A 24,442-nucleotide genomic window follows, 5' to 3' on the forward strand; every position below is an offset into this window, starting at 1 on the left:
CCAGTGTGGATGATGGTTGAGATCCAGTCGTGCTCACTCAACGGCGCGGACCATATCGCAATTTCCGGGCCCGGGCCAGAGGGACACCTCTAGGACTTCAGCGGTTTGCCAGCTTTGCGGTCGCCCGCGCGACGGACCGGAAAAACAAAGCCTGCCCAGCTCAAACGTTTGCGCCGGCTGCGCGTTGACGCGCCTGCAATTCATCGGCGAGCGCTTCGGCCACGACTTCGCGCACGATGCTCTCGACGCGCTCGCGCAGCAAGGGGGTGAGCGCGCTGGTGTGCTCCAGGATGACGGCGGCGATCGTCTCGCGCAGCCGGGTGTCGAGCGTGAGTTCGACCCGCTGCAGCACCCGCTGCGCGAGCTGGTCCTGCGTCAGGGCGGGCAGCGTGCCGAGCGCGGGCGCCAGCGGCGCGGCGCCGCTCTGCACCACTTCGGTCAGCGTCGGCACGAACCGGGGGGGCGTGCGGGTGGCCATCAGCGCGGCTCCCGCTCGGCGACGTCGTGCCTGCGGATCGCATAGCCGCGGTCGGCATAGTGCTTCCAGCGGGCGCGGGCCTGCAGGCGGTCGGCTTCGTCCTGCGAGACCAGCTCGTTCAGGCGCTCGAAGCGCTCGAAGCCTTCCGGCACCGGGCCGCCCAGGTTGACCAGCACCTCGTGGTGCGGCGTGCCGCGCGGCACGTCGGCCAGCACCACCGGCGAGGCGGCGACCACCTGCGCGTCCGCTGCGGCGGCATGGGCGTGCGGGATGAACTCCAGGGCCGAGAAGGTCCACAACTCGGTGTCCAGCCGGCGCAGCAGCTCCGGCTCGCCGGTCACCACCACCCGCGACCCGGCGCCCCTCGCCCGGCGCACCAGCCGACAGGCATAGGCCAGCTTGTCGGGGACGTTGAAATGGAAGGTGACCTCGGTCACGTCACGCGCTGGCCCGTGCCTTGCGTCGGCCCTTGGCGGGCGCCGGCGCGGCCGCCTTGGGCGCAGCGGTGCGCCTGGCGCCGCCACCCGCGGGCGCCTGCGCCAGCAGGTATTCCAGCAGCAGCCCGACCGGGCGTCCGGTGGAACCCTTGTTGCTGCCGCCCTTCCACGCCGTGCCTGCGATGTCCAGGTGGGCCCAGGGATAGTTCTGGGCGAAGCGGTGCAGGAACTTGGCGGCCACCACGGCGCCGCCCGCGCGGCCCGCCACGTTGGCGACGTCGGCGAAGTTGGTCTTCAGGCCTTCGGCGTACTCGTCGTCCAGCGGCAGGCGCCAGCACGGGTCGAGCGCGGCCTCGCCGGCCTGCTGCAGTTGCTGCGCGAGTTCCTCGTCGCTGGCGAACAGGCCGCTGCGCACGCCGCCGAGCGCCACCACGCAGGCGCCGGTGAGCGTCGCGATGTCGATCACCGCGCGCGGCTTGAAGCGTTCGGCGTAGGTCAGCGCGTCGCACAGGATCAGCCGGCCCTCGGCATCGGTGTTGAGCACCTCGATGGTCTGGCCGCTGAGGCTGGTGAGGATGTCGCCCGGCTTGTACGAGGCGCCATCCGGCATGTTCTCGCAGGTCGGGATCAGGCCGATCACGTTCAGGCGCGGCTTGAGTTCGGCCAGGGCGCGGAAGGTGCCCAGCACGCTGGCGGCACCGCCCATGTCGAACTTCATCTCGTCCATCTCGGCCGACGGCTTGATCGAGATGCCGCCGGTGTCGAAGGTGATGCCCTTGCCCACCAGCACGACGGGCGCCTCCCCTTTGGGGCCGCCGTCGTGGCGCAGGATGATGAAGCGCAGCGGTTCGGCCGAGCCCTTGGCCACGCTCATGAAGGAACCCATGCCGATGCGCGCGACTTCCTTGGGGCCCAGCACTTCGACGCCGAAGCCATGCGCGTCCGCGAGCTTCGTCGCCTCTTCGCCCAGGCGCGTCGGCGTGGCGTAGTTGGGCGGCAGGTTCCCGAGCTCGCGCGCGAACTCGATGCCGGCGGCGGCGGCGCGCGCCCGCGCGAAGGCTTCGCGGTCGGCTGCGGCATCGGCCACGCCGATCACCACCTTCTTCAGTTCGCGCGCTTCCGGCTTGGACTTGGTGGTGACGTACACATAGCTGCTTTCGGCCGTGCCGCAGACCGCGGCACGCACGCCATCGGCGCCGCTGGCCGGCGGCACGAGGATCACCATGCGCTTTGCGGGCGAGGACTTCACGGAGGCGGCCGCGGCCTGCACCGCGCTTTGCAGGCGCTTGCCCGAACCATCGCCGGCGCCGGCGAGGATCACGCGCGGCGCGGCGATGCCCTGCGCGCGGTAGGCCTGCAGCAGCTTGCCGGCCTTGGGTTCGAGATCCTTGGCGGCCAGGGCGGCAGACACGAGGGCGGAAACGGGGTCCTTGCCAGCCTGGAAGTTCTCCGGCACGAGCACCACCAGCACGTCGCACTTTTCCGCAGCCGCACCCGCGACGTCCAGGGTCTTGAGTTCGAAGTCCATAATCCCTTGTTGTTCACGCGCCTGTCGCGCCGCAGCCGCCGATGTTATTCCATTCAACCGTTCGCAAGGAACTCGCCCGCAGTTTCGGCGCCTCGCTCGTCGTGCTGGTCACCATCATCGTCACGATGACGCTGATCCGCACCCTCAGCCTCGCCAACCGCGGCAGTGTGAACCCCGAGGAAGTGATGATGGTGATGGGGTACACCGTGCTCGGCTACCTCGCCACCATCCTCACGCTGTCGCTGTTCATCGCCATCGTCGGCACGCTCTCGCGCATGTACCGCGACAGCGAGATGGTGATCTGGTTCAGCGCCGGGCGGGGACTGTCCTCGCTGATCACCCCTCTGTTCCGCTTCGCCTGGCCGGTGCTGGCGGTGATCGCGCTGCTCTCGCTCGTGGTGTGGCCCTGGGCCAACCTGCAGACGCAGGAGCTGAAGGAGCGCTATGGCAAGCGCGGCGACCTCGAACGCGTGGCACCCGGCCAGTTCCAGGAATCGGCCAGCGGCCAGCGCGTGTTCTTCCTGGACAAGGACACGCCGGACAACAAGTCCGGCCGCAACATCTTCATCTCCACCCGCGAGAAGGACCGCGAGACGGTGACGTCCGCGCGCAGCGGCCACGTCGAAACCGTGGGCGACAGCCAGTTCCTGCTGCTGTCCAACGGCCAGCGGCTGGAGAACTCGCTCTCGGGCGAGGGTCTGCGCATCAGCGAATTCGAGGTGCATGGCAGCCGCGTCAAGGGCACCACGCTCACCAGCATGGACGAAAGCCCGGCCAAGGCGCGCTCCACGCTGGAACTGCTGCGGGACCGCAACCCGCGCAACAAGGGCGAACTGGCCTGGCGCCTGGGCAACGCGCTGGCCGCGATCAACTTCATCCTGCTCGCCGTCACCGTCTCCAGCGTCAATCCGCGCGTGGGCCGCAGCGGCAACCTGGTGTTCGCCCTGTTCGCCTTCGTCGTGTACTACAACCTGCTGAACCTCGGCCAGAGCTGGATCGCATCCGGCCGCGTGCCCTTCGCGCCCTTCGTGCTGCTGCTGCACGGCGGCACCTTCCTGCTCGCCGCGGTGTGGCTCGGCAAGCAGCACAACAACTGGCGCGTCGCCCCGCTCATGCGGCGCCTGCGGGGTCGCGGCGAGTGAAGACGATCCGGCGGCTGATCTACGTCGAGGTGGTGCAGGCGGTGGCTTTCGTGAGCCTCGGCTTCCTGGCGCTGTTCTTCTTCTTCGACTTCGTGGACGAACTGCCCAACCTGGGCAAGGGCATCCAGCCTTACCGCATGACGCAGGCGCTGCTCTATGTGGGCCTGCGCATGCCGAGCCACCTGTACGAGCTGCTGCCGATCGCGGTGCTGATCGGAACCATCTTCGTCATGGCGCGCTTCGCCCAGAGCTCGGAATACACGATCCTGCGCACCAGCGGCCTGGGGCCGTGGCGGGCCTTGCGCGCCCTGTTGCTGCTCGGATTCGCCTTCACCCTGCTGACGGTGCTCACCGGCGATTACCTGAGCCCCCTGAGCGACCGCACGGGCCAACTGCTCAAGGCCCGCATGGACGGCTCTCTTTCGGTGGGCACCACCGGCGCCTGGCTCAAGGAGCGGCAGCGCTACTTCTCGTACAACGTCAACGTGAAGTCGCTCTCCCCCGACGGCCAGCTCCTGGGCATCCGCATCTTCGAGGCCGACACCCGCGGCTACCTGGTCTCGCTCACGCAGGCGGCGCGCGGCAGCTTCGCCGACGACGGCGCCTGGGTGCTGAACGACGTCACCCGCACGGAATTCACCAACGGCGACTCCGCCCGGGTGCAGCACAGCAAGCTGCCCACCCTGCGCTGGCCGACGGAGATCACGCAGGAGATGGTGGCGGTCGCGCTGCTCAAGCCCGAGCGCATGAGCACCATCGCGCTGTTCCAGTACATCCAGCACCTGGAGGCGAACTCGCAGACCTCGCAGCGCTACGAGATCGAGTTCTGGCGCAAGGTCTTCTATCCCCTCAGCTGCCTGGTGATGGTGGTGCTGGCGCTGCCCTTCGCCTACCTGCATTTCCGCTCCGGCGGGATCACCAGCTACGTGTTCGGCGGCGTGCTGATCGGCATCAGCTTCTTCCTCCTGAACAACCTGTTCGGGTACATCGGCAACCTGCAGAACTGGATCCCGTGGATCGCCGCCGGCACGCCCGGGCTGCTTTACACGCTGCTCTCGCTGGGCGCCTTCGGCTGGCTGGTCCTGCGCAGGTAGGCCATGGCGCGCGCGGTGATCCTGTTCGGCCACGGCTCGCGCGACCCGCTGTGGCGGCTGCCGATGGAAACCGTTGCCGCCCGGCTGCGCGCGCAGCACCCGGAAGTCGCGGTGCGCTGCGCCTACCTCGAACTGGACGCACCCGACCTCGCCACCGCGGCATCGGACCTGGTTGCGGGCGGTGCGCGGCAGGTCACCATCCTTCCCATGTTCCTCGGCACCGGCCGCCACGCGCGCGAGGACCTGCCGCTGCTGGTGCGCCAGCTGGAGGCAGCCCATCCCGATGTCGCTTTCGTCCTGCAGAAGGCGGTCGGCGAAGATGGACGCGTGCTGGACCTGATCGCCAAAATTGCCCTGGAGTAGCGGCTCACGGCATAATGAATTTCTTTCTTAGAAGAAATTCGGCATGAACCTGCATCAGTTTCGCTTCGTGCAGGAAGCGGTGCGGCGCAATCTCAACCTGACGGAAGCAGCCAAGGCGCTGCACACCTCGCAGCCCGGGGTGTCGAAGGCGATCATCGAGCTCGAGGAGGAGCTGGGCGTCGAGATCTTCGCCCGCCACGGCAAGCGGCTCAAGCGCGTGACGGAGCCGGGCCAGCACGTCCTCAAGAGCATCGAGCTGATCATGCGGGAGGTCGGCAACCTCAAGCGCATCGGCGAGCAGTTCAGCGCCCAGGACAGCGGCACGCTCTCCATCGCCACCACGCACACGCAGGCGCGCTACGTGCTGCCGCTGTCGGTGGCCAAGCTGCGCGAGCTCTATCCCAAGGTCAGCGTCAGCCTGCACCAGGGCTCGCCGGACCAGGTGGCGAAGATGGTGATGGAGGAGACGGCGGAGATCGGCATCGCGACCGAGTCGCTCGGCGACTACCCCGACCTCATCACCCTGCCCTGCTACGAGTGGCAGCACGTGCTGGTGCTGCCGCAGGCGCATCCGCTGGCGAAGAAGGAGCGCATCACGCTGGAGGACATCGCGGGCGAGCCGCTGGTGACCTACCACCCGTCCTTCACCGGCCGCACGCGCATCGACAGCGCCTTCGCGCAGAAGAAACTGCAGCCGCACATCGCGCTGGAGGCGATCGACTCCGACGTGATCAAGACCTATGTGCGCCTGGGCCTGGGCATCGGCATCGTCGCCGAGATGGCGGTGCGCGAGGACGGCAGCAACAACGACCTGGCCACGCGGCCCCTGGGCACGCTCTTCGGCCAGAATCTGGCCCGGGTCGCCTTCAAGCGCGGCGCCTACCTGCGCAACTTCGTCTACCGCTTCGCCGAACTGCTTTCTCCCGACCGCCTGGACCGCAACCTCATCGCCAAGGCCATGAGCGGCCACGGCAACGACTACGAGATGTGACTCCCGCCCGAATCCTGCCCATGTCGAACACCGAAAGAACGCCCCCGATCGCCACCAAGTTCCCCACCATGGGGACCACCATCTTCACGGTGATGTCCGCGCTGGCCACCGAGAAGAACGCCGTCAACCTGGGCCAGGGTTTTCCGGACTTTGAATGCGACCCGAAGCTGGTCGACGCGGTCACCGAAGCCATGCGCCAGGGCCTGAACCAGTACCCGCCGATGACGGGCATCACGCCGCTGCGCGAGGCGGTCTCGGCCAAGATCGAGGCGATCTACGGGCGCAAGTACGACCCGGCGGCCGAGATCACGATCACGGCTGGCGCCACGCAGGCGATCATCACGGCGGTGCTGGCCATCGTGAAGCCGGGCGACGAAGTGATCGTGCTGGAGCCGTGCTACGACAGCTACGTGCCCAACATCGAGCTGGCCGGCGGCAAGGTCGTGCGCGTGCCGCTGGTGCCCCACAGCTTCCGCCCGGATTTCGGCAAGATCGCCGCCGCGATCACGCCGCGCACCCGCGCGATCATGATCAATTCGCCGCACAACCCGAGCGGCACGGTGTGGACGCGCGAGGAGATGCTGCAGCTGCAGGACCTGCTGGCGCCGACCGACATCTTCGTGATCAGCGACGAGGTCTACGAGCACATGGTGTTCGACGGCCAGCTGCACCAGAGCGCGGCGCGCTTTCCGGGGCTGGCGGCGCGCTCCATCATCGTCTCCAGCTTCGGCAAGACCTACCACGTCACCGGCTGGAAGATCGGCTACGTGGCCGCGCCGGCGGTGCTCTCGGCGGAGTTCCGCAAGGTGCACCAGTTCAACGTCTTCACGGTGAACACGCCCATGCAGTTCGGCCTGGCCCGCTACATGGCTTCGCCGGAACCCTACCTGCAGCTGCCCGCCTTCTACCAGCGCAAGCGCGACCTGTTCCGCGAAGGGCTGGCGCAGACGCGCTTCGAGCTGCTGCCCAGCGAGGGCACCTACTTCCAGTGCGTCGACATCTCGAAGGTCAGCGACCTGAAGGAAGACGAATTCTGCAAGTGGCTCACCAGCGAGATCGGCGTGGCGGCGATCCCGCTGTCGGCGTTCTACGGCGGCGGCTTCGACCAGCGGGTGGTGCGGTTCTGCTTCGCGAAGAAGGACGAGACGCTGCGGGCGGCGCTGGGGCGGTTGGCGAAGCTTTGACCGCTGGGGTTCGCGCGCTGCTCGCGGCTCACCGCCAGCCTACCGGCGGCTGCGGATCGTAGGCTGGCGGTGAGCCGCGCAGCGCGCGAACCCCAGCTCCTTCAGCACTGGATCGGGTTCCTGCAGAACTTCTCCAGCGGGCTCACCACGCTCTGCCCGCGCACGGCGTTGTGTGCCTTCGGGCCGACCTCGAAGCTGAGCTTCATCTCGTATTTCTTGAAGAACTCGTCGAAGAGTTCGGCCCCCAGGGTGGCATAGGCCGTCAGCGTGTCGGCGGCCGCGTCGTGCGTGAGCAGCACCGCGCACAGCGGTTGCTTCGCGGGCCCCGAGAGCACCTCGGCGCCCTTGGCGGGGTCGTACTGGCTGTGCTCGGCGCAGCAGTGGATCAGCCCGTCCTGCACGCCGCGCTGCGCCCGCGTCTTGCGAAAGCTGATGAAGCTCACGTCCTTCGTGGGATACACCAGCTGGTGCGCGCAGATGGCCGAGAAGGCGACGATGCTGCGGTTGCGCCCGACGCCACCCGGCCAGTTGTAGGCCCCGCGTTCCGGCACGCTCAGCGAGTGCGCGGGCACCTGCTTGCCCAGGTCCAGCAGGAACACCGGCGTGGCCTCGAAGGGGTAATGGAAGACGTAGTTCGCCTGCGGCTTGAGCTCCGAGGTCCGCAGCGGATCGCCGCGTTCGTTCACGAGCAGGGCCGGGGCATAGTCCTTCTGCTTCGCATTGGCGGCCCAGGCCGCCGAGGTCAGGCCGGCCGACAGGCAGGCGGCGCCCGCGGAACAGGATTCCAGGAAGCTGCGTCTGTCCATTGTTCGTATCCCCCAGGCAGGCGCCACGGTAGCCCCCGGCACCGGCGCCGCGCATCGGGTGTTTTACCGCCTACGCAGCTTCGCGGGGGGACGAATCAGCCATCGAGCTGGTCCCAGGCCTTCTGCAGCCGCTTCACGCTCACCGGCTGCGGCGTGCGCAGTTCCTGGGCGAACAAGCTGACGCGAAGCTCCTCCAGCAGCCAGCGGTAGTCTTCCGTCCTCTCATCCGTGGTGCCCTTGCGCTCGGCCACGAGCCGCCAGTAGCGCTGCTCCAGCGGCTTCAGCTCGGCCAGGCGCGCCGCATCGCGCGCCGGGTCGGCCCGCAGCTTGTCCAGCCGCAGCACGATGGCCTTCAGGTAGCGCGGCAGGTGCTGCAGGCGCATCCACGGCGTGCTCGCCAGGAAGCGCTTGGGCACCAGCCGCTGCAGCTGCTGGGCAGCGTCGGCGGTGGCATCGGGCTGGATCTTCGTGTCCTTGATCTTGCGCACGGCCGCCGCGTAGTCGATGAGGATGGTCGCCCCCAGGCGCGCGACCTCGTTGGCGATCAGGGTCAGGCGGCCACGACCTTCGTCCAGCCGGCGCTGGAAGTCCGCCGCCGTCGCCGGCAGCGGATCCTGCAGGAAGGCGCGGTCCAGCGCGACCTCGATGACCTGGTCGCGCAGCTCCTCCTGCGTGCCCAGCGGCATGAAGGCCACCGCCATCTTCTGCAGCTCGGGGATGTTCTTCTCGACGTACTTCAGCGCGTCGCGCAACTGCAGCGCGAACAGGCGCCGCAGGCCGGCGCGATGGCGCGCGGCGGCGACTTCCGGCTCGTCGAAGACCTCGATGGTGACAGCGTCCTTGCGGTCGATCAGCGCCGGGAAGCCGACCAGGCTGGTGCCGCCCTTGCGCACTTCCATCAGCTCGGGCAGTTCGCCGAAGGTCCACGCGGTGTAGCGCTTTTCGCCGTCGGCTGTTCCTCCTCCCCCCTTCGGGGGGAGGTCGGGAGGGGGGCGCTCCCCCCCGCCACGCGCTGGCGAAGGAGCGCGCCCACCCTGCCCCCCCCCGGAGGGGGAGGGAGAAGAGGAGACCTTGAGGCCGGCGAGAGCCTGGAAGGCTCCGCGCGCCTTCGCCCCCCACTCCGCCTTCAGCGCCCCGAGGTTGCGCCCCATCCCGAGCTGGCGGCCGTGTTCGTCGACGACGCGGATGTTCATGAACAGGTGCGCCGGCACCATGTCCAGCTTGAAGTCGGTGCGCTTGACGTCCAGGCTGGTCGCGTCGCGGACCTGCTTGAGCAGGGCATCGGTGAGGCTGCCGCTGCCGAAGCGCATCGGATCGGACAGCACCTGCGCCAGCCGCGTCGCCGATTCCGGCAGCGGCACGAAACGCGAGCGCGGCTTTTGCGGCAGGCTTTTCAGCAGCGCCTGGATCTTGTCCTTCAGCATGCCGGGAACGAGCCACTCCGAGCGCTCCTCGCTGACCTGGTTCAACACGAACAGCGGCACGGTCACGGTGAGGCCGTCGCGCGCATCGCCGGGTTCGTGCAGGTAGGTCGCCGAGCAATCGACGCCCCCCAGCTTGACGGTCTTCGGGAAGGCATTGCTGGTGATGCCCGCCGCCTCGTGCCGCATCAGCTCGTCGCGCGAGAGCTTCAGCAGGTCCGGATCGGCGCGGCTCGCCTCGCGGTACCAGCGCTCGAAGGTCGCGCCGCTGTAGACGTCCTTAGGAACCTGCTGGTCGTAGAAGGCGTAGATCAGTTCCTCGTCGACCAGCACGTCCTGCCGCCGCGACTTGTGTTCCAGCTCCTCGACCTTCTGGATCTGCTTCTGGTTGGCCGCCAGGAAGGGCAGCCGCGTCTCCCATTCGCCCGCCACCAGGCCTTCGCGGATGAAGATGTCGCGCGCACCGTGCAGGTCCGCGCGCGCGAACGGCACCCGCCGGCCGCTGTAGATCACCAGGCCGTACAGCGTCGCGCGCTCCAGCGCCACGACCTCCGCCGCCTTCTTCTCCCAGTGCGGATCGAGCAGCTGCTTCTTCAGCAGGTGGCCGGCGACCTCCTCCACCCACTGCGGCTCGATGTTGGCGATGCCGCGACCGAACAGGCGCGTGGTCTCCACCAGTTCGGCCACCACGATCCAGCGGCCCGGGCGCTTCTTCAGGTGCGCGCCCGGGTGGCGGTAGAACTTGATGCCGCGGGCGCCGAGATAGGCCTCGTCGTCTTCCAGCTTGTAGCCCAGGTTGCCCAGCAGGCCGGACAGCATCGCCTTGTGGATCTGCTCGTAGCTGGCGGGCTGCTCGTTCAGGCGCCACTTCTGCTCGGTGATCACCGTCAGCAGCTGGCTGTGGACGTCGCGCCATTCGCGCACCCGGCGCACGTTGACGAAGTTCTGCCGCAGCAACTGCTCGTACTGGCGGTTGGAAAGCTTGTGATCCTTGCCGTGCCCGCCGCGCGATTCGTCCAGCCATTGCCACAGGCGCAGGTAGCCGGAGAACTCGCTCTTCTCGTCGTCGAACTTCGCGTGCTGCTGGTCGGCCTGGGCCTGCATCTCCATCGGCCGGTCGCGCACGTCCTGCAGCGACAGCGCCGAGGCGATCACCAGCACTTCCTGCAGCGCGCCGCGCTGGCGCGCCTCCAGGATCATGCGGCCCACGCGCGGGTCGAGCGGCAGGCGCGCGAGTTCCGCGCCCATCGGCGTGAGCTCGTTCTCGTCGTCCACCGCACCCAGCTCGTTGAGCAGGTCGTAGCCGTCGGCGATCGCCCGGCGCGAAGGCGGATCGATGAAGGGGAAGTCCTCCACGCTGCCCAGGCGCAGCGACTTCATGCGCAGGATCACGCCGGCCAGCGAGGAGCGCAGGATCTCCGGATCGGTGAAGCGCGGGCGGCCGGCGAAGTCCTGCTCGTCGTACAGGCGGATGCAGATGCCGTTGGCGACCCGGCCGCAGCGGCCGGCGCGCTGGTTCGCCGCCGCCTGGCTCACGGGCTCCACCAGCAGCTGCTCCACCTTGCTGCGGAAGCTGTAGCGCTTCACGCGCGCGGTGCCGGTGTCGATCACGTAGCGGATCCCGGGCACCGTGAGCGAGGTCTCGGCCACGTTGGTGGCCAGCACGATGCGGCGGCCGCTGTGGTTGTCGAACACCCGGTCCTGCTCCGCCTGCGACAGGCGGGCAAACAGGGGCAGGACTTCGGCGTTGCGCGTGAGCGCATCGTGCGCGAGGTGCTTGCGCAGGTGGTCCGCCGCCTCACGGATCTCGCGCTCGCCGGGCAGGAAGACCAGGATGTCGCCGGGTGCGTTGCCGCGCCACAGCTCGTCGACGCCCTGCGCGATGGCGTCGTTCAGGTCGAAGTCGCGCGATTCCTCGAACGCATGCCAGCGCTGCTCCACCGGGAAGGTGCGGCCCGACACGTAGATCACCGGCGCCGGGCCGTCCTTCGACGCGAAGTGCTGCGCGAAACGCTCGGCATCGATGGTCGCCGAGGTCACCACCACCTTCAGGTCCGGCCGCCGCGGCAGCAACTGCCGCAGGTAGCCCAGGAGGAAGTCGATGTTGAGGCTGCGCTCGTGCGCCTCGTCGATGATGATGGTGCCGTAGGCCCTGAGCAGCGGGTCCGACTGCGTCTCCGCCAGCAGGATGCCGTCGGTCATCAGCTTGACCGAGGCGTCGCGCGCCAGCCGGTCGGTGAAGCGGACCTTGTAGCCCACCACCTCGCCCAGCGGCGTCTGCAGTTCCTGGGCGATGCGCTTGGCGACGCTGGAGGCGGCGATCCGGCGCGGCTGCGTGTGGCCGATCAGGCGGCCCTTGCCTTCGGCTGCGTTGATGCGGCCGCGGCCCATGGCCAGCGCGATCTTGGGCAGCTGGGTGGTCTTGCCCGAGCCGGTCTCGCCGCAGACGATCACCACCTGGTGCGCCGCCATGGCGGCCATGATCTCGTCGCGCCGGGCGGAAACCGGCAGGTTCTCGGGAAAGGTGATGTTCAGGGCGGACGGCAAGGCGGCTTGGCGCAAAGGGTGCGTGCGTCATTCCCGCGCAGGCGGGAATCCAGGGGTCCTCGTTTCACGCGCTGCGCGCGTGCCCTGGATCCCCGCCTTCGCGGGGATGACGAAAATGCACGCGGGCATGACGAAAATGCACGCCGGGATGACGAAAGTGCACGCGGGGATGGCCAAAGTGCACGCGGAGGAAATGAACGCGGGATGACGAAATCGAGGCCGCGATTATCGCCGTTGCGGCGCCCCGCGCTCAGGCCGCCATGGCCTGCGGAGGCTCGGGCGCGGCCGCTTCGTCCAGCACGAGCTCGGCGATCTGCTCCGCCTCCTTGTCGAAGTAGGCCAGCCGGCCGGCATAGCTCCAGGCCGTGCGGGCCATCGCGCGGGCGGTGCCCACCACCTGCGAGGGCCGCACGTGCGTGCTGGTGCCGAGCACCCCGATGCCCACCTCGGCCACCCAGCTGGTGTCGCCGGCCTCCAGGCCGGCGGGGTCGCGGCTGGTGCTCAGGGTCACCGGCCGCATGATGCGGTCGCGGATGGTGCGCGCCAGCAGGCCGAGGCGCTGGACGTCGGCGGTGTACGGCACCACCAGCAGGAAGCCGTCCTCGCTCAGGCGGCCCATCTCCACGTTGGGCGGCACGCAGCGGCGCAGCCGCCCCGCCGTGACGAACAGCGCGTGGTTGAAGGCCGCCCGGCCATGCAGGTTCTCCAGCGCGTACAGGTTGGCGACGCAGATCGCCAGGACTCCGATCGGCCGCACCTCCGCACTCCGGCGGAAGAAGACCTCGCCCACCATCTGCCCGGTCTCGCTGTGCGAGCGCATGCGCGTGACCGGGTCGTAGCTGGGGCCGTGCGCCATCACCTCGGCCAGCTCCAGCAGGTAGGAGTAGCGTGCCCACAGCACGGAGGCCACCACGCTCAGGTAGGCGCAGCCGGCCACCGCGCTGATCGCATGGACCGGCCAGGCCCGGGTGCGCGTCAGCGCGATCCAGCTCAGGCCCGCGATGGCGACCAGCATGAAGAAGATGCCGGCGACGAAGGTCCAGCCGGCGCGGTCGCCCCGGCGCGCCCCGCGCATGGCCACCACCAGCATCACGGCGCCGACGGCAAAGGCCGTGATCGAGCTGAGCGCCAGGGCTTCCTCGGCCTCCAGCGCCCAGCCTGCCACCACCACGGCCACGCCGGCGCCGACCAGCGCCCCGACCACGCGGTATCCCACGGCACGCTGCCGCAGCATGCCCATCGTGGAGGTCAGCATCAGCCCGAGGCTGACGGCGGTGGCGACGGCCACGTGCGCGAGCACGCGCGCCTCCAGCTTGCCGTCGATCGGCAGCCAGCCCAGGTAGGCCACCACAAAGCCGGCCGAGGCGATGGAGGTCAGCGCCGCCATCAGGGCCACGCGCCGGTGCGAACGGACGAACGCCGCCAGCGAGATGATCAGCATCATCGTGGCCGTGCAGAAGAAGGCGCCCCAGAAGCCTGCGGCGAGCGTGTCCATGCGCGGAAGATAACCGAAAGCCGCAGGGTTGCTGCCCCGCGGGATCACGGGTTCGGCCGGCCGCGCGGGCGCCGTCCCTTAAACTGTTGCGCCGATGTCCGCCATCTTCAATTTCACCTTCGTTCCCTGGTTCCGCTCCGTGGCGCCGTACATCCACATGCACCGGGGCAAGACCTTCGTGGTGGGCATGGCCGGCGAGGCCATCGCGGCGGGCAAGCTGCCGCACATCGCGCAGGACCTCGCGCTGATCCAGAGCATGGGCGTGCGGGTGGTCCTGGTCTACGGCTTCCGGCCGCAGGTCAACGAGCAGCTGCGCGCCAAGGGCCACGAGGCGCGCTACTCGCACGGCATGCGCATCACCGACGAAGTCGCGCTCGATAGCGCGCAGGAAGCCGCGGGGCAGCTGCGCTACGAGATCGAGGCGGCCTTCAGCCAGGGCCTGCCCAACACGCCCATGGCGGGCTCCACGGTGCGGGTGATCTCGGGCAACTTCATCACGGCGCGGCCGGTCGGCATCCTCGATGGCGTCGACTTTCGCCATTCCGGGCTGGTGCGCAAGGTGGACGTCGCCGGCATCAAGCGCACGATCGACCTCGGCGCGATGGTGCTGCTGTCGCCCTTCGGCTTCTCGCCCACCGGCGAGGCCTTCAACCTGACCATGGAGGAGGTCGCGACCAGCGTCGCGGTCGCCCTGCAGGCCGACAAGCTGATCTTCCTGACCGAGATCCCCGGCGTGCGCGTGAAGCCGCTGGAGCCGGAAAGCGAGGACAACCCGATCGACACCGAGCTGCCGCTGGCGGCGGCCAAGCAACTGCTCGCCGGCCTGCCCCCGGCGCACGCGCCCACCGACACCTCGTTCTACCTGCAGCACTGCGTGAAGGCCTGCGAGGCCGGCGTGGAGCGCAGCCACATCATCCCCTTCGCCGTCGACGGCTCGCTGCTGCTGGAGATCTACGTGCACGACGGCATCGGCACCATGGTGGTGGACGAGAAGCTGGAGGAGCTGCGCGAGGCGACAGCGGACGACGTGGGCGGGATCCTGCAGCTGATCGAACCGTTCGAGAAGGACGGCACGCTGGTCAAGCGCGATCGCACCGAGATCGAGCGCGACATCGCCAACTACACGATCATCGAGCACGACGGCGTGATCTTCGCGTGCGCCGCGCTCTATCCCTACCCCGAGGCCCGCACCGGCGAGATGGCGGCGCTGACGGTCTCGCCCCAGAGCCAGGGCCAGGGCGACGGCGACAAGATCCTGCGGCGCGTCGAGCAGCGCGCCCGCGCGATGGGGCTGGAAAGCATCTTCGTGCTGACCACGCGCACCATGCACTGGTTCCTGCGGCGCGGCTTCGTGCAGGTCGACCCCGAGTGGCTGCCCGATGCGCGCAAGCGCAAGTACAACTGGGACCGGCGCAGCATGGTCTTCGTCAAGAAGCTCGTCTAGGAAGTTCCTACAGGCGCTGCGCCTGGCGACTACACACGCGCGGCCCGGGGCGCTCTACCTTGATCCCTGCAGATCGAGGAGTGCCCCATGTTCCGTTCTTCCGTGCGCGACGAAACCGCCCTGCTCGCGGGCTTGCGCCCCCACCTGCGGGCCCTGCCCGGTGCCGCCGCCGATGACCCGGAGCTCATCGCGCGGCTGGCCCGCGCCCGCCTCGCGCTGCTGGGCGAGGCTTCGCACGGCACGCAGGACTTCTATGCCGAACGGGTGGCGCTGAGCCAGCGGCTGATCACGCAGCACGGCTTCAATGCGCTGGTGATGGAGGCCGACTGGCCCGACGCGTGGCGCGTCAACAGCTACATCCGCGGCCGCTCGGACGACCGGGATGCGGCGGCGGCGCTGTCCGGCTTCGAGCGCTTCCCCACCTGGATGTGGCGCAACACCGTGATGACGGGCTTCGTCGAGTGGCTGCGCGCGTACAACGCCAGCCGGCCGCCTTCGCAGCAGGTCGGCTTCTACGGCATGGACCTGTACAGCCTCTACAGCTCGATGGCGCAAGTGCTGAAGTACCTGGACCGCGTCGACCCCGAAGCAGCGCAGCGGGCCCGCAGCCGCTATGCCTGCTTCGACCACTACGGCGAGGACAGCCAGGCCTACGGCTACGCGGCCAGCTTCGGCATGAAGTCCACCTGCGAGGACGAGGTGATCCAGCAGCTGCGCGAGATGAACCGGCGCGCCGGGGAGATGCTTGCGGGCTCGCGCGAGGACCGCGCGCACTCCTTCTACGCCCAGCAGAATGCCCGGCTCGTGCGCAACGCGGAGGAGTACTACCGGACCATGTTCCACGGCCGCGTGTCGTCCTGGAACCTGCGCGACAGCCACATGGTGGAGACGCTGCAGGCGCTCGAGAAGTACCTGGGCGAGGTGACCGGCAGCGCGCGCATGATCGTCTGGGCCCACAACTCGCACCTGGGCGACGCCAGCGCCACCGAGATGGGCGACATCGGCGAGTGGAACGTGGGCCAGCTGGCGCGGGACCGCTGGGGCGAAGATGCGGTGCTGGTGGGCTTCAGCACGCACCACGGCAGCGTGACGGCCGCTTCGGAATGGGACGGGCCGGCCGAGCGCAAGCGGGTGCGGCCGGGCCTGCCGGGAAGCTTCGAGGACCTGTTCCACCAGTGCGGGGAGGAGCGCTTCTGGCTGGACCTGCGCGGGAATGCGGCGCTTGCGGAACTGCTGCAGGAGCGGCGGCTGGAGCGGGCGATCGGCGTGATCTACCTGCCGCAGTCAGAGCGCGTCAGCCACTATTTCCACACGAAGCTGCCGGCACAGTTCGATGCGGTGATCCACATCGACGGGACGCATGCGCTGCAGCCGCTGGGGGCGGAGCCGGCGTGGCATGTCGGGGAGCCGGCGGAGACGTATCCGTCGGGGTTGTGATGTCGCGATGGTTAACGCTGGGGTTCCGGCGCTTCGCGCGTCACCGCCAGCCTACACAACACGGGCTCCGACTCGTAGGCTGGCGGTGAGCCGCGAAGCGCGAACCCCAGCGTTGATCTCAGGCCGCGATGGCTTGGCCCCGCTCGGCCCCCGCACCGCGGCCAAGCTGCCGCACCACCAGCGTGAGCGCCACAACGATGATCGCGCTGAACGCCACGAACGACCAGTTCGCCAGCGAGCCGCCCAGGAAGGTCCAGTCGATCTTCGTGCAGTCGCCGCTGCCCTTGAAGATCATCGGGATCGCGCGGCGCAGCGGGAAGTTCTCGATCATCCCGTAGAAGTCGCGGCCGCAGGACGCGACTTCGGGCGGGTACCACTGCAGCCAGCTCTGGCGGGCGGCGACGAAGGCCCCGAAGCCCGCCGCCAGCAGCATCAGGACGGCGCCGGCGAGCTGCGCGCCGCGAGGCCGAAACGCGGCCGCCAGGGCGGCAATGAGCACCACCAGGATCAGCGCATAGCGCTGCACGATGCACATGGGGCATGGCACCAGCCCCACCACCAGTTGCAGGTACAGCCCGAAGCACAGCATGGCGATGCCGGCCACCGCCACCGTCGCGAGGACGCGCCGGGGGGCGGTATCGAACCAGTTCAACAGCTTGCCGCTCATTCTTCTCACCCCTCCTGCGGGGGGCTTCAGATGCCCGCGCCGCTCTCCAGAAACACGCGGGCCTTGCGCGGCGTCACCACCAGCGTTTCGCCCTCCTTCAACCCCATCTCCCGGTACTGTTCGGCGGGAATCTGCGCCTCGATGATGGGGTCGGACTGTGAATTGTCCACCGGTTTGGTGCCGTCCAGCGGTAGAAGTTCCAGCCGGGCGATCGGGCCGACGACGATCGCGCGCGCCAGCTTGGCCGGGATGCCGGCCGCTCCGGGCAGGTAGCGCTGCACGTCCAGGTCGTGCGGCCGCACGTAGGCCGACGCGGGGGCGTTCTGCGCCTGCGCATGCTCGGGCGAGGCGAACTGCATGCCCTCGATGTGCACCTCGCCCTCGTGGGCGCGGCCCTGGAACAGGTTCACGTCGCCCAGGAAGCCGTAGACGAAGGGGCTGGCCGGATGGTCCCAGACCTCCTGCGGCGAGCCGACCTGCTCGATGTTGCCGGCGTTCATCAGCACCACCCGGTCGGCCACTTCGAGCGCCTCTTCCTGGTCGTGCGTGACGAAGATCGAGGTGACGTGCAGGTCGTCGTGCAGGCGGCGCAGCCAGCGGCGCAGTTCCTTGCGCACCTTGGCGTCGAGGGCTCCGAAGGGCTCGTCGAGCAGCAGCACCTTGGGTTCCACCGCCAGGGCGCGGGCCAGCGCGATGCGCTGCCGCTGGCCGCCGGACAGCTGCGAGGGGAAGCGGTCGGCCAGCCAATCGAGCTGCACCAGGTTCAGCAGCTCGTGCACCTTCTGCTTGATCTGGGCATCGCCCGGGCGCTGGCCGCGCGGCTTGACGCGCAGGCCGAAGGCCACGTTCTCGAACACGGTCATGTGCCGGAACAGCGCGTAGTGCTGGAACACGAAGCCGACCTGGCGCTCGCGCACGTGCACGTCGGTCGTATCCTCGCCGGCGAACAGGATGCTGCCGGTGTCGGCCGTCTCCAGGCCGGCGATGATGCGCAGCAGCGTGGTCTTGCCGCAGCCGGAGGGACCGAGCAGCGCCACCAGCTCGCCGGATGCGATGTTCAGCGACACGTCCTTCAGCGCCCGGAAGTCGCCGAAGTTCTTGCTGACGTTGCGGATCTCGATGCTCATAGGGCTTGGGGGGTTGCTCCCTCTCCGCTCCGGGGAGAGGGTTGGGGTGAGGGACGCTCGGGCGGCATCTCGGAGGCCGCCTTCATGTCGCGTTCCTGCTTCCACTCGGCCAGCGACTTCACCACCAGCGTCACCACGGCCAGCAGGGCCAGCAGCGAAGCCACGGCGAAAGCCGCCACCGACTGGTATTCGTTGTAGAGGATCTCCACGTGCAGCGGCATGGTGTTGGTCTGGCCGCGGATGTGGCCCGAGACCACGGAGACCGCGCCGAACTCGCCCATCGCCCGCGCATTGCACAGGATCACGCCGTAGATCACGCCCCACTTGATGTTGGGCAGCGTCACGTACCAGAAGGTCTGCCAGCCGCTCGCGCCCAGCACGATCGCGGCCTGCTCCTCGTCGTTGCCCTGCGCCTGCATCAGGGGGATCAGCTCGCGGGCGATGAAGGGGAAGGTGACGAAGATGGTGGCCAGCACGATGCCCGGCACCGCGAACACGATCTTGATGTCGTGCGCGGCCAGCCAGGGCCCGAACCAGCCCTGCGCGCCGAACACCAGCACGTAGATCAGCCCGGCCACCACCGGCGAGACCGAGAACGGCAGGTCCACCAGCGTGGTCAGGAAGGCCTTGCCGCGGAATTCGTACTTGGCGATGGCCCAGGCCGCAGCGACGCCGAACACGAGGTTCAGCGGCACGGAGATGGCGGCGGTGATCAGCGTCAGGCGGATCGCCGACCAGGCGTCCGGCTCCTTGAGCGCCTCCAGGTAGGCGCCCAGCCCCTTGCGCAAGGCCTCGGTGAAGACCGCTGCCAGCGGCAGCAGCAGGAACAGCAGCAGGAACACGAGCGCGATCGCGATCAGGGTGCGCCGCACCCAGGGCGCTTCGGTCGTCGTGACGCGCTTGCGGGTCAGGTCGGTGGCCATCTCACCTGCCTCCCGCGCGGCGCCGCTGCCATCCCTGCAGGGCGTTGATCACCAGCAGCAGCACGAAGGAGAAGAACAGCATCACCGCGGCCACTGCGGTCGCCCCGCCGTAGTCGTATTGTTCGAGCTTGCCGATGATGATCAGCGGCACGATCTCGGAGACCATGGGCATGTTGCCGGCGATGAAGATCACCGAGCCGTATTCGCCGATCGCGCGGGCGAAGGCCATGGCGAAGCCGGTGATCAGCGCCGGCGCCATCGACGGCAGGATCACCTTCGTGAAGGTCTGCAGGCGCGTCGCGCCCAGGCACATCGCGGCCTCTTCCAGTTCCTTCTCGGACTCCTCCAGCACCGGCTGCACCGTGCGCACCACGAAGGGCAGGCCGATGAAGATCAGCGCGATCACCACGCCGTTGGGGTTGAAGGCGAGCTTGATCCCGAGCGGCTCGAGGTACTGCCCTATCCAGCCGTTGCCGGCGAGCAGCGCCGTGAGCGAGATGCCGGCCACGGCCGTGGGCAGCGCGAACGGCAGGTCCACCAGCGCGTCGACGATGCGCTTGCCCGGGAAGGTGTAGCGCACCAGCACCCAGGCCACGAGCAGGCCGAACACCACGTTGACCAGCGCCGCGAGGAAGGAGGCGCCGAACGTGAGCCGGTAGGCGGCCAGCACCCGCGGCGAGCTGATGGCGGCCCAGAACTGGTCCCACGTCAGCGCGAAGGTGCGCAGCACCAGCGCCGACAGCGGGATCAGCACGATCAGGCACAGGTAGAAGAGCGTGTAGCCCAGGGTCAGCCGGAAGCCCGGGAGCACCTTCCTTGCACCGCCGCGGGACGAAGAAGGCGCCGCTGCCGTGCCCGGCAGCGGCGCCGCGAGTGCGCCACTCATGTCGGAGTTGTTATTTCGCGGTGTACAGCTTGTCGAACTGGCCGCCGTCGTTGAAGTGGACCTTCTGCGCCTGCGACAGGGAGCCGAACAGCTCCTCCACCGGGAAGATGGTGATCGGCTTGAAGGTGCTGGCGTACTTCTTCAGCACTGCCGGGTCGCTCGGGCGGATGTAATGCCTGGCCGCGATTTCCTGGCCTTCCGGCGTGTAGAGGAAGTTCAGGTAGGCCTTGGCGAGGTCCGCGGTGCCCTTCTTGGCCACCGTGCGTTCCACCACGGCCACCGGGTTGTCGGCCCGGATGCTGACGGAGGGGTACACCACGTCGACCTTGCCGGCGCCGAATTCGCGGTTGACCGATTCGACTTCGGATTCGAAGGTGATCAGCACGTCGCCGATATTGCGTTGCAGGAAGGCGGTGGTCGCGTCGCGGCCGCCGCGTGCCAGCACCGGCACGTTCTTGTACAACTTCGAGACGAAGTCCGCCGCCTGGGCGTCGGTGCCGCCCTTCTTGCGCACGGAGCCCCAGGCGGCCAGGTAGGCGTAGCGGCCGTTGCCGCCGGTCTTGGGGTTCACCACCACGACCTGCACGCCCGGCTTGACCAGGTCGTCCCAGTCCTTGATCCCTTTCGGGTTGCCGTTGCGCACCAGGAACAGCATGGTGGACGAGGTCGGCGCCGCGTTGTGCGGGAAGCGCTTGGCCCAGTCCTTGGCGACCACGCCCTTGTCGGCCAGGAATTCGACGTCCGTGGTGGTGTTCATGGTCACCACGTCGGCGTCGAGGCCGTCGGCGACGGCGCGCGCCTGGGCGCTGGAGCCGGCGTGCGACTGCTCGATCTTCACGTCCTTGCCGGCGGTCTTCTTGTACCAGGGCACGAAGGCGGCGTTGATGTCCTTGTAGAACTCGCGGGCGACGTCGTAGGAGACGTTCAGCAGGGTCTGCTGCTGCGCGGAGGCCAGGCCGCTGGCGGCCAGCGCCACGGAGGCCAGGATGATCTTGATCTTGGAGAGCGTCATGCGATGAAATGGGGGCCTTGCGGCCCCTGATCCTTTGAACTGCGGGTGCCCTTTTCCAGGGCATGCCCGGAATTGTGGGGACGGCTCCTTAAAGCCGCAACGAATATCTCGTTGTTTGTTTATTATCCTGCAGGTCTAACGGACGCGCAGAGGGCTGGAAATTGCCCGCCGCGAGCCGCCCGTGACACCACAATCGCTGGGGTTCGCGCTGCGCGGCTCACCGCCAGCCTACAGGAGCGGGCGCAATTCGCGCGCGGCCTCCAGCACCGCCGGCAGCAACTCCCGCTGCAAGGCCCTGGTCTCCGCCCGCTCGCGCGTCGCCACCACGTTCAGCGCGGCGACCGTGCGGCCATCCATGTTCCGCAGCGGCACGGCCACTGCATGCACGCCCAGCTCGTGCTCCTCGCTCGCCACGCAGAAGTCCTGCTGCCGCACCTGCTCGATCAGGGCGCGAAAGGCCCGCGCGTCGATCGTCGTGTGGCCGGTCAGCCGGGCCAGCTCGCGGCCCTTGAGCCAGGCGCTGAAGTCCGCGCGGCTCTTGGCGGCCAGCAGCACCCGGCCGGTGGAGGTCGCGTGGGCTGGCAGGCGCGCCCCCAGGTGCAGCCCGTAGGCCTGCAGCGCCGAGCCGCTGCGCGCGACGATCACGACGTGGTCGCCATCGAGCACCACGGCGGAAAACGATTCGCCCGTGGCGCCCGCCAGGCGATTCAGCGTCGGCTGCACCGCCCGCGGCAGCCGGGCCGAGGCGAGGTAGCTGCCGGACAGGCGCAGCACCTTGGGCGCCAGCCAGAACCAGCTGCCGTCCGTTTCCAGGTAGCCGAGGTGGGCCAGCGTGAGCAGGTGGCGCCGCGCGGCCGCGCGCGTGAGCCCCGCGCGTTCGGCGGCCAGCGTCGCGTTCAGCCGCTGGCGCTGCGTGTCGAAGCTTTCCAGCACGGCCAGTCCCTTGGCCATGCCGGCGATGTAGTCGGCGTGGGCGATCGTCATCGAGCGAGTGCGCGATCATCGCGCAAGCGGCGCCATCATCGCACACAGCTTGAAGACGCCCCCTGTTCGGCGCGCTGCGCAGCGCTTACGCTGCGCTGACAGGAGACAAGCCCCATGCGAACCCAGGTAGCGATCATCGGCGCCGGCCCGGCCGGCCTTCTGCTCGGCCAGCTGCTGCACAAGGCCGGCATTTCCAACGTCATCCTCGAGCGGCAGAGCGGCGACTACGTGCTGGGGCGCATCCGCGCCGGCGTGCTGGAGCAGGTCGCCGTCGACCTCATGGACGAATGCGGCGTGGGCCAGCGCATGCACCACGAAGGCCTGGTGCACGAGGGCATCGAGCTGCTGTTCAAGGGCGAGCGCCACCGCATCGACCTGCGCAGCCTGACCGGCGGCGACGCGGTGATGGTCTACGGCCAGACCGAGGTGACGCGCGACCTGATGGCCGCCCGCGCGGCGGCGGGCCTGCCGACGGTCTACGAAACGGGCGACAGCGTCAGCCTGCATGGCTTCGACGGCAACGCGCCGGTGGTGCGCTATCGCAAGGACGGCCAGGAACACGAGATCCAGTGCGACTTCATCGCGGGCTGCGACGGCTACCACGGCGTCAGCCGGGCGAGCGTGCCCAAGGGCGCGATCCGCGAATACGAGAAGGTCTATCCCTTCGGCTGGCTGGGCCTGCTGGCCGACGTGCCGCCGGTGTTCCACGAGCTGATCTACGCCAACACGGAACGCGGGTTCGCGCTGTGTTCGATGCGCAGCGCGACCCGAAGCCGCTACTACGTGCAGGTGCCGCTGGAGGAGAAGGTGGAAAACTGGTCCGACGAGGCCTTCTGGAACGAGCTGCGCCTGCGCCTGGACCCGGAAGCGCGCGAGCGGCTGGTGACCGGTCCTTCGCTGGAAAAGAGCATCGCGCCGCTGCGCAGCTTCGTGGCCGAGCCGCTGCGCTTCGGCACGCTGTTCCTGGCCGGCGACGCGGCGCACATCGTTCCGCCCACCGGCGCCAAGGGCCTCAACCTCGCCGCCTCGGACGTGAAGTACCTGGCCAGCGGGCTGATCGAACATTACCGCGAGCGCAGCGACGCGGGGATCGACCACTACTCGGAACGCGCGCTGCGCCGCGTGTGGAAAGCCGAGCGCTTTTCGTGGTGGTTCACCTCGCTGATGCACAAGTTCCCGAACGAGGGCCCGATCGCGCAGAAGCTGCAGGAAGCGGAACTCGACTACCTGGTGAACTCGAAGGCGGCGTCCACGGCACTGGCGGAGAACTACGTGGGGCTGCCGTTATAGCAACGGGGCTGCGCGAGCAGCTTCAACGCAAAAGCCGCGAACGACACGCAAAAGCCGCAAAGGATTTCTTCATGCATCCTTCTGCGGCTTTGGCTTTTCTACTTCTGCGGCTTCTGCGTCATGAAATTTGTTCGCTCCCGCGCAGCGCCGACGAGGAGGGTCAATCCGCGAACTTGCCGCCCGCCTTGATCACCGGGCCCCACTTGCCGATCTCGGACTGCAGCCAGTGGTGCAGCGCCTCCGGCGTGTTGGTGGCGTCCGGCACGATCTCGGCGCCGAGGTCGTCCATGCGCTTGATCACGTCCGGGTCCTTCAGCGCGGTCCGCACCGCCATGTTCATGCGGTCGATGACAGGCTTCGGCGTGCCCTTGGGCGCGTAGATGCCGTGCCACACGACCACCTCGAAGTCCTTGAGGCCCTGCTCCGCCAGCGTCGGCGCGTTGGGCAGCACCTTCACGCGGTTCTTGGTCGTCACGCCATAGAGCTTGACGCTGCCGGCCTTGATCTGCGGCACCGTCTGCGTGGTCTGGTCGCACAGCACGTCGACCTGGCCACCGAGCAGCGCATTCATCGCCGGCGCCGTGCCCTGGAACGGCACTTCCGTGAGCTGCACGCCGATGGCGCGCTGGAACATCATGCCGCACAGTTGCGAGACGGCGCCCAGGCCCGCGTTGGCCAGGTTGATCTTGGCCTGGTTGGCCTTGATGTAGGCCACCATCTCCTGCAGGTTGCTGGCCGGGAAGTCCTTGCGCGCCAGCATCGTCATCGGCACTTCCACCGCCTGGCTGACGAATTCGAAGTCCTTCAGCGGGTCGAACGCGAGCTTGCGGTACAGCGCCGGCGCGGTCGCCATGCCGTTGTGGTGGATGAAGAAGGTGTAGCCATCGGGCGCGGCCTTGGCCACGTAGTTGGCGGCGACGGTGCCGCCGGCGCCCAGCTTGTTCTCGATCACCACCGTCTGGCCGAGGCTCTTGGACATCGACGCGCCCAGCGTGCGCGCGACCACGTCCGTCGGGCCGCCGGCGGCGAAGGGGACCACCAGCGTGATCGGCTTCGTGGGCCAGTTCGACTGCGCGTGGGCGAAGGCGACGGTGGCGAGGCCCATCATCGTGATGAGGGTGCGCTTCAACTGCATTGTCTGGATCTCCTGTTGATCGGTGGCCGGCCGCTGCCGGCGTGACGGGAG

At 68.6% G+C, this 24,442-nt stretch carries 21 protein-coding genes; 8 read left to right on the forward strand and 13 right to left on the reverse strand.

Translation table 11 applies throughout. The annotated features are described in order from the left end of the window. Window positions 1-160: 160 nt before the first annotated feature. From JI746_RS07745 to JI746_RS07755, 3 genes are read right to left on the reverse strand one after another with little or no spacing between them, the layout of a single operon-like run. A complete protein-coding gene (locus tag JI746_RS07745; protein ID WP_201688246.1) occupies window positions 161-478 on the reverse strand; it encodes a hypothetical protein in 318 nt (105 codons plus the stop codon). Beyond that, entirely contained in the window at window positions 478-915 is a 438-nt protein-coding gene (locus JI746_RS07750; protein WP_201688247.1) for a DNA polymerase III subunit chi, read from the reverse strand. Before JI746_RS07750 ends, JI746_RS07745 begins: the two co-directional genes overlap by 1 nt. Window position 916: 1 nt before the next feature. Beyond that, window positions 917-2,443 (reverse strand): leucyl aminopeptidase, encoded by a 1,527-nt coding sequence (locus JI746_RS07755; protein WP_201688248.1) that lies wholly within the window; start codon window positions 2,441-2,443, stop codon window positions 917-919. A gap of 41 nt (window positions 2,444-2,484) precedes the next feature. On the opposite strand from JI746_RS07755, the gene lptF reads away from it, so the two are divergent. The 5 genes from lptF to JI746_RS07780 are packed head-to-tail and all read left to right on the forward strand — an operon-like array spanning window position 2,485 to window position 7,217. Further along, a complete protein-coding gene (lptF, locus tag JI746_RS07760; protein ID WP_201688249.1) occupies window positions 2,485-3,585 on the forward strand; it encodes an LPS export ABC transporter permease LptF in 1,101 nt (366 codons plus the stop codon). After that, window positions 3,582-4,679 carry an LPS export ABC transporter permease LptG gene (gene lptG, locus JI746_RS07765; protein ID WP_201688250.1) on the forward strand — a complete coding sequence of 366 codons (1,098 nt, stop codon included), beginning with the start codon at window positions 3,582-3,584 and terminating at the stop codon, window positions 4,677-4,679. The genes lptF and lptG overlap by 4 nt, the downstream gene beginning before the upstream one ends. Window positions 4,680-4,682: 3 nt before the next feature. After that, on the forward strand, window positions 4,683-5,042 hold the full coding sequence (locus tag JI746_RS07770; protein ID WP_201688251.1) for a sirohydrochlorin chelatase: 360 nt from the start codon (window positions 4,683-4,685) through the stop codon (window positions 5,040-5,042). 43 nt (window positions 5,043-5,085) lie between these two features. Further along, the gene (locus tag JI746_RS07775; RefSeq protein WP_201688252.1) at window positions 5,086-6,033 is read left to right on the forward strand and encodes a CysB family HTH-type transcriptional regulator; all 948 of its coding nucleotides are present in this window, start codon (window positions 5,086-5,088) and stop codon (window positions 6,031-6,033) included. A 20-nt stretch (window positions 6,034-6,053) separates the two neighbouring features. After that, a complete protein-coding gene (locus JI746_RS07780; protein ID WP_201688253.1) occupies window positions 6,054-7,217 on the forward strand; it encodes a pyridoxal phosphate-dependent aminotransferase in 1,164 nt (387 codons plus the stop codon). A gap of 101 nt (window positions 7,218-7,318) precedes the next feature. On the opposite strand, the gene JI746_RS07785 is transcribed toward JI746_RS07780, so the two are convergent. The 3 genes from JI746_RS07785 to JI746_RS07795 form a co-directional block, all read right to left on the reverse strand. Then, window positions 7,319-8,023, reverse strand: a complete 705-nt coding sequence (locus JI746_RS07785; protein ID WP_201688254.1) for a Rieske (2Fe-2S) protein — start codon at window positions 8,021-8,023, stop codon at window positions 7,319-7,321. Between the two features lie 95 nt (window positions 8,024-8,118). Next, on the reverse strand, window positions 8,119-11,979 hold the full coding sequence (gene hrpA, locus JI746_RS07790; RefSeq protein WP_236599693.1) for an ATP-dependent RNA helicase HrpA: 3,861 nt from the start codon (window positions 11,977-11,979) through the stop codon (window positions 8,119-8,121). 262 nt (window positions 11,980-12,241) lie between these two features. Beyond that, window positions 12,242-13,486, reverse strand: a complete 1,245-nt coding sequence (locus tag JI746_RS07795; protein ID WP_201688256.1) for a diguanylate cyclase domain-containing protein — start codon at window positions 13,484-13,486, stop codon at window positions 12,242-12,244. 94 nt (window positions 13,487-13,580) lie between these two features. Between JI746_RS07795 and argA the strand changes: the two genes are divergently transcribed. After that, a complete protein-coding gene (gene argA / locus JI746_RS07800) occupies window positions 13,581-14,930 on the forward strand; it encodes an amino-acid N-acetyltransferase (protein ID WP_201688257.1) in 1,350 nt (449 codons plus the stop codon). Between the two features lie 87 nt (window positions 14,931-15,017). Next, entirely contained in the window at window positions 15,018-16,367 is a 1,350-nt protein-coding gene (locus JI746_RS07805) for an erythromycin esterase family protein (protein WP_201688258.1), read from the forward strand. Between the two features lie 118 nt (window positions 16,368-16,485). On the opposite strand, the gene JI746_RS07810 is transcribed toward JI746_RS07805, so the two are convergent. From JI746_RS07810 to JI746_RS07835, 6 genes are all read right to left on the reverse strand, one after another. Beyond that, window positions 16,486-17,034 carry a disulfide bond formation protein B gene (locus tag JI746_RS07810; protein WP_201688259.1) on the reverse strand — a complete coding sequence of 183 codons (549 nt, stop codon included), beginning with the start codon at window positions 17,032-17,034 and terminating at the stop codon, window positions 16,486-16,488. A gap of 26 nt (window positions 17,035-17,060) precedes the next feature. Further along, complete coding sequence (locus JI746_RS07815; protein WP_201688260.1) at window positions 17,061-18,161, reverse strand: sulfate/molybdate ABC transporter ATP-binding protein; 1,101 nt, start codon at window positions 18,159-18,161, stop codon at window positions 17,061-17,063. Beyond that, window positions 18,158-19,084 (reverse strand): sulfate ABC transporter permease subunit CysW, encoded by a 927-nt coding sequence (cysW, locus tag JI746_RS07820; protein ID WP_201688261.1) that lies wholly within the window; start codon window positions 19,082-19,084, stop codon window positions 18,158-18,160. The genes JI746_RS07815 and cysW overlap by 4 nt, the downstream gene beginning before the upstream one ends. A 1-nt stretch (window position 19,085) precedes the next feature. Then, a complete protein-coding gene (gene cysT / locus JI746_RS07825) occupies window positions 19,086-19,970 on the reverse strand; it encodes a sulfate ABC transporter permease subunit CysT (protein WP_201688262.1) in 885 nt (294 codons plus the stop codon). A 10-nt stretch (window positions 19,971-19,980) separates the two neighbouring features. Beyond that, the gene (locus tag JI746_RS07830) at window positions 19,981-20,982 is read right to left on the reverse strand and encodes a sulfate ABC transporter substrate-binding protein (protein ID WP_201688263.1); all 1,002 of its coding nucleotides are present in this window, start codon (window positions 20,980-20,982) and stop codon (window positions 19,981-19,983) included. A gap of 228 nt (window positions 20,983-21,210) precedes the next feature. Beyond that, window positions 21,211-21,966 (reverse strand): IclR family transcriptional regulator domain-containing protein, encoded by a 756-nt coding sequence (locus JI746_RS07835; RefSeq protein ID WP_201688264.1) that lies wholly within the window; start codon window positions 21,964-21,966, stop codon window positions 21,211-21,213. A gap of 114 nt (window positions 21,967-22,080) precedes the next feature. Between JI746_RS07835 and pobA the strand changes: the two genes are divergently transcribed. Next, complete coding sequence (pobA, locus tag JI746_RS07840; RefSeq protein WP_201688265.1) at window positions 22,081-23,256, forward strand: 4-hydroxybenzoate 3-monooxygenase; 1,176 nt, start codon at window positions 22,081-22,083, stop codon at window positions 23,254-23,256. 160 nt (window positions 23,257-23,416) lie between these two features. Here the strand turns inward: pobA and JI746_RS07845 are convergent, their stop codons facing one another. After that, window positions 23,417-24,391 (reverse strand): tripartite tricarboxylate transporter substrate-binding protein, encoded by a 975-nt coding sequence (locus JI746_RS07845; protein WP_201688266.1) that lies wholly within the window; start codon window positions 24,389-24,391, stop codon window positions 23,417-23,419. Window positions 24,392-24,442 lie beyond the last annotated feature (51 nt).

Source organism: Ramlibacter alkalitolerans, assembly GCF_016722765.1.
GTDB lineage: Bacteria > Pseudomonadota > Gammaproteobacteria > Burkholderiales > Burkholderiaceae_C > Ramlibacter > Ramlibacter alkalitolerans.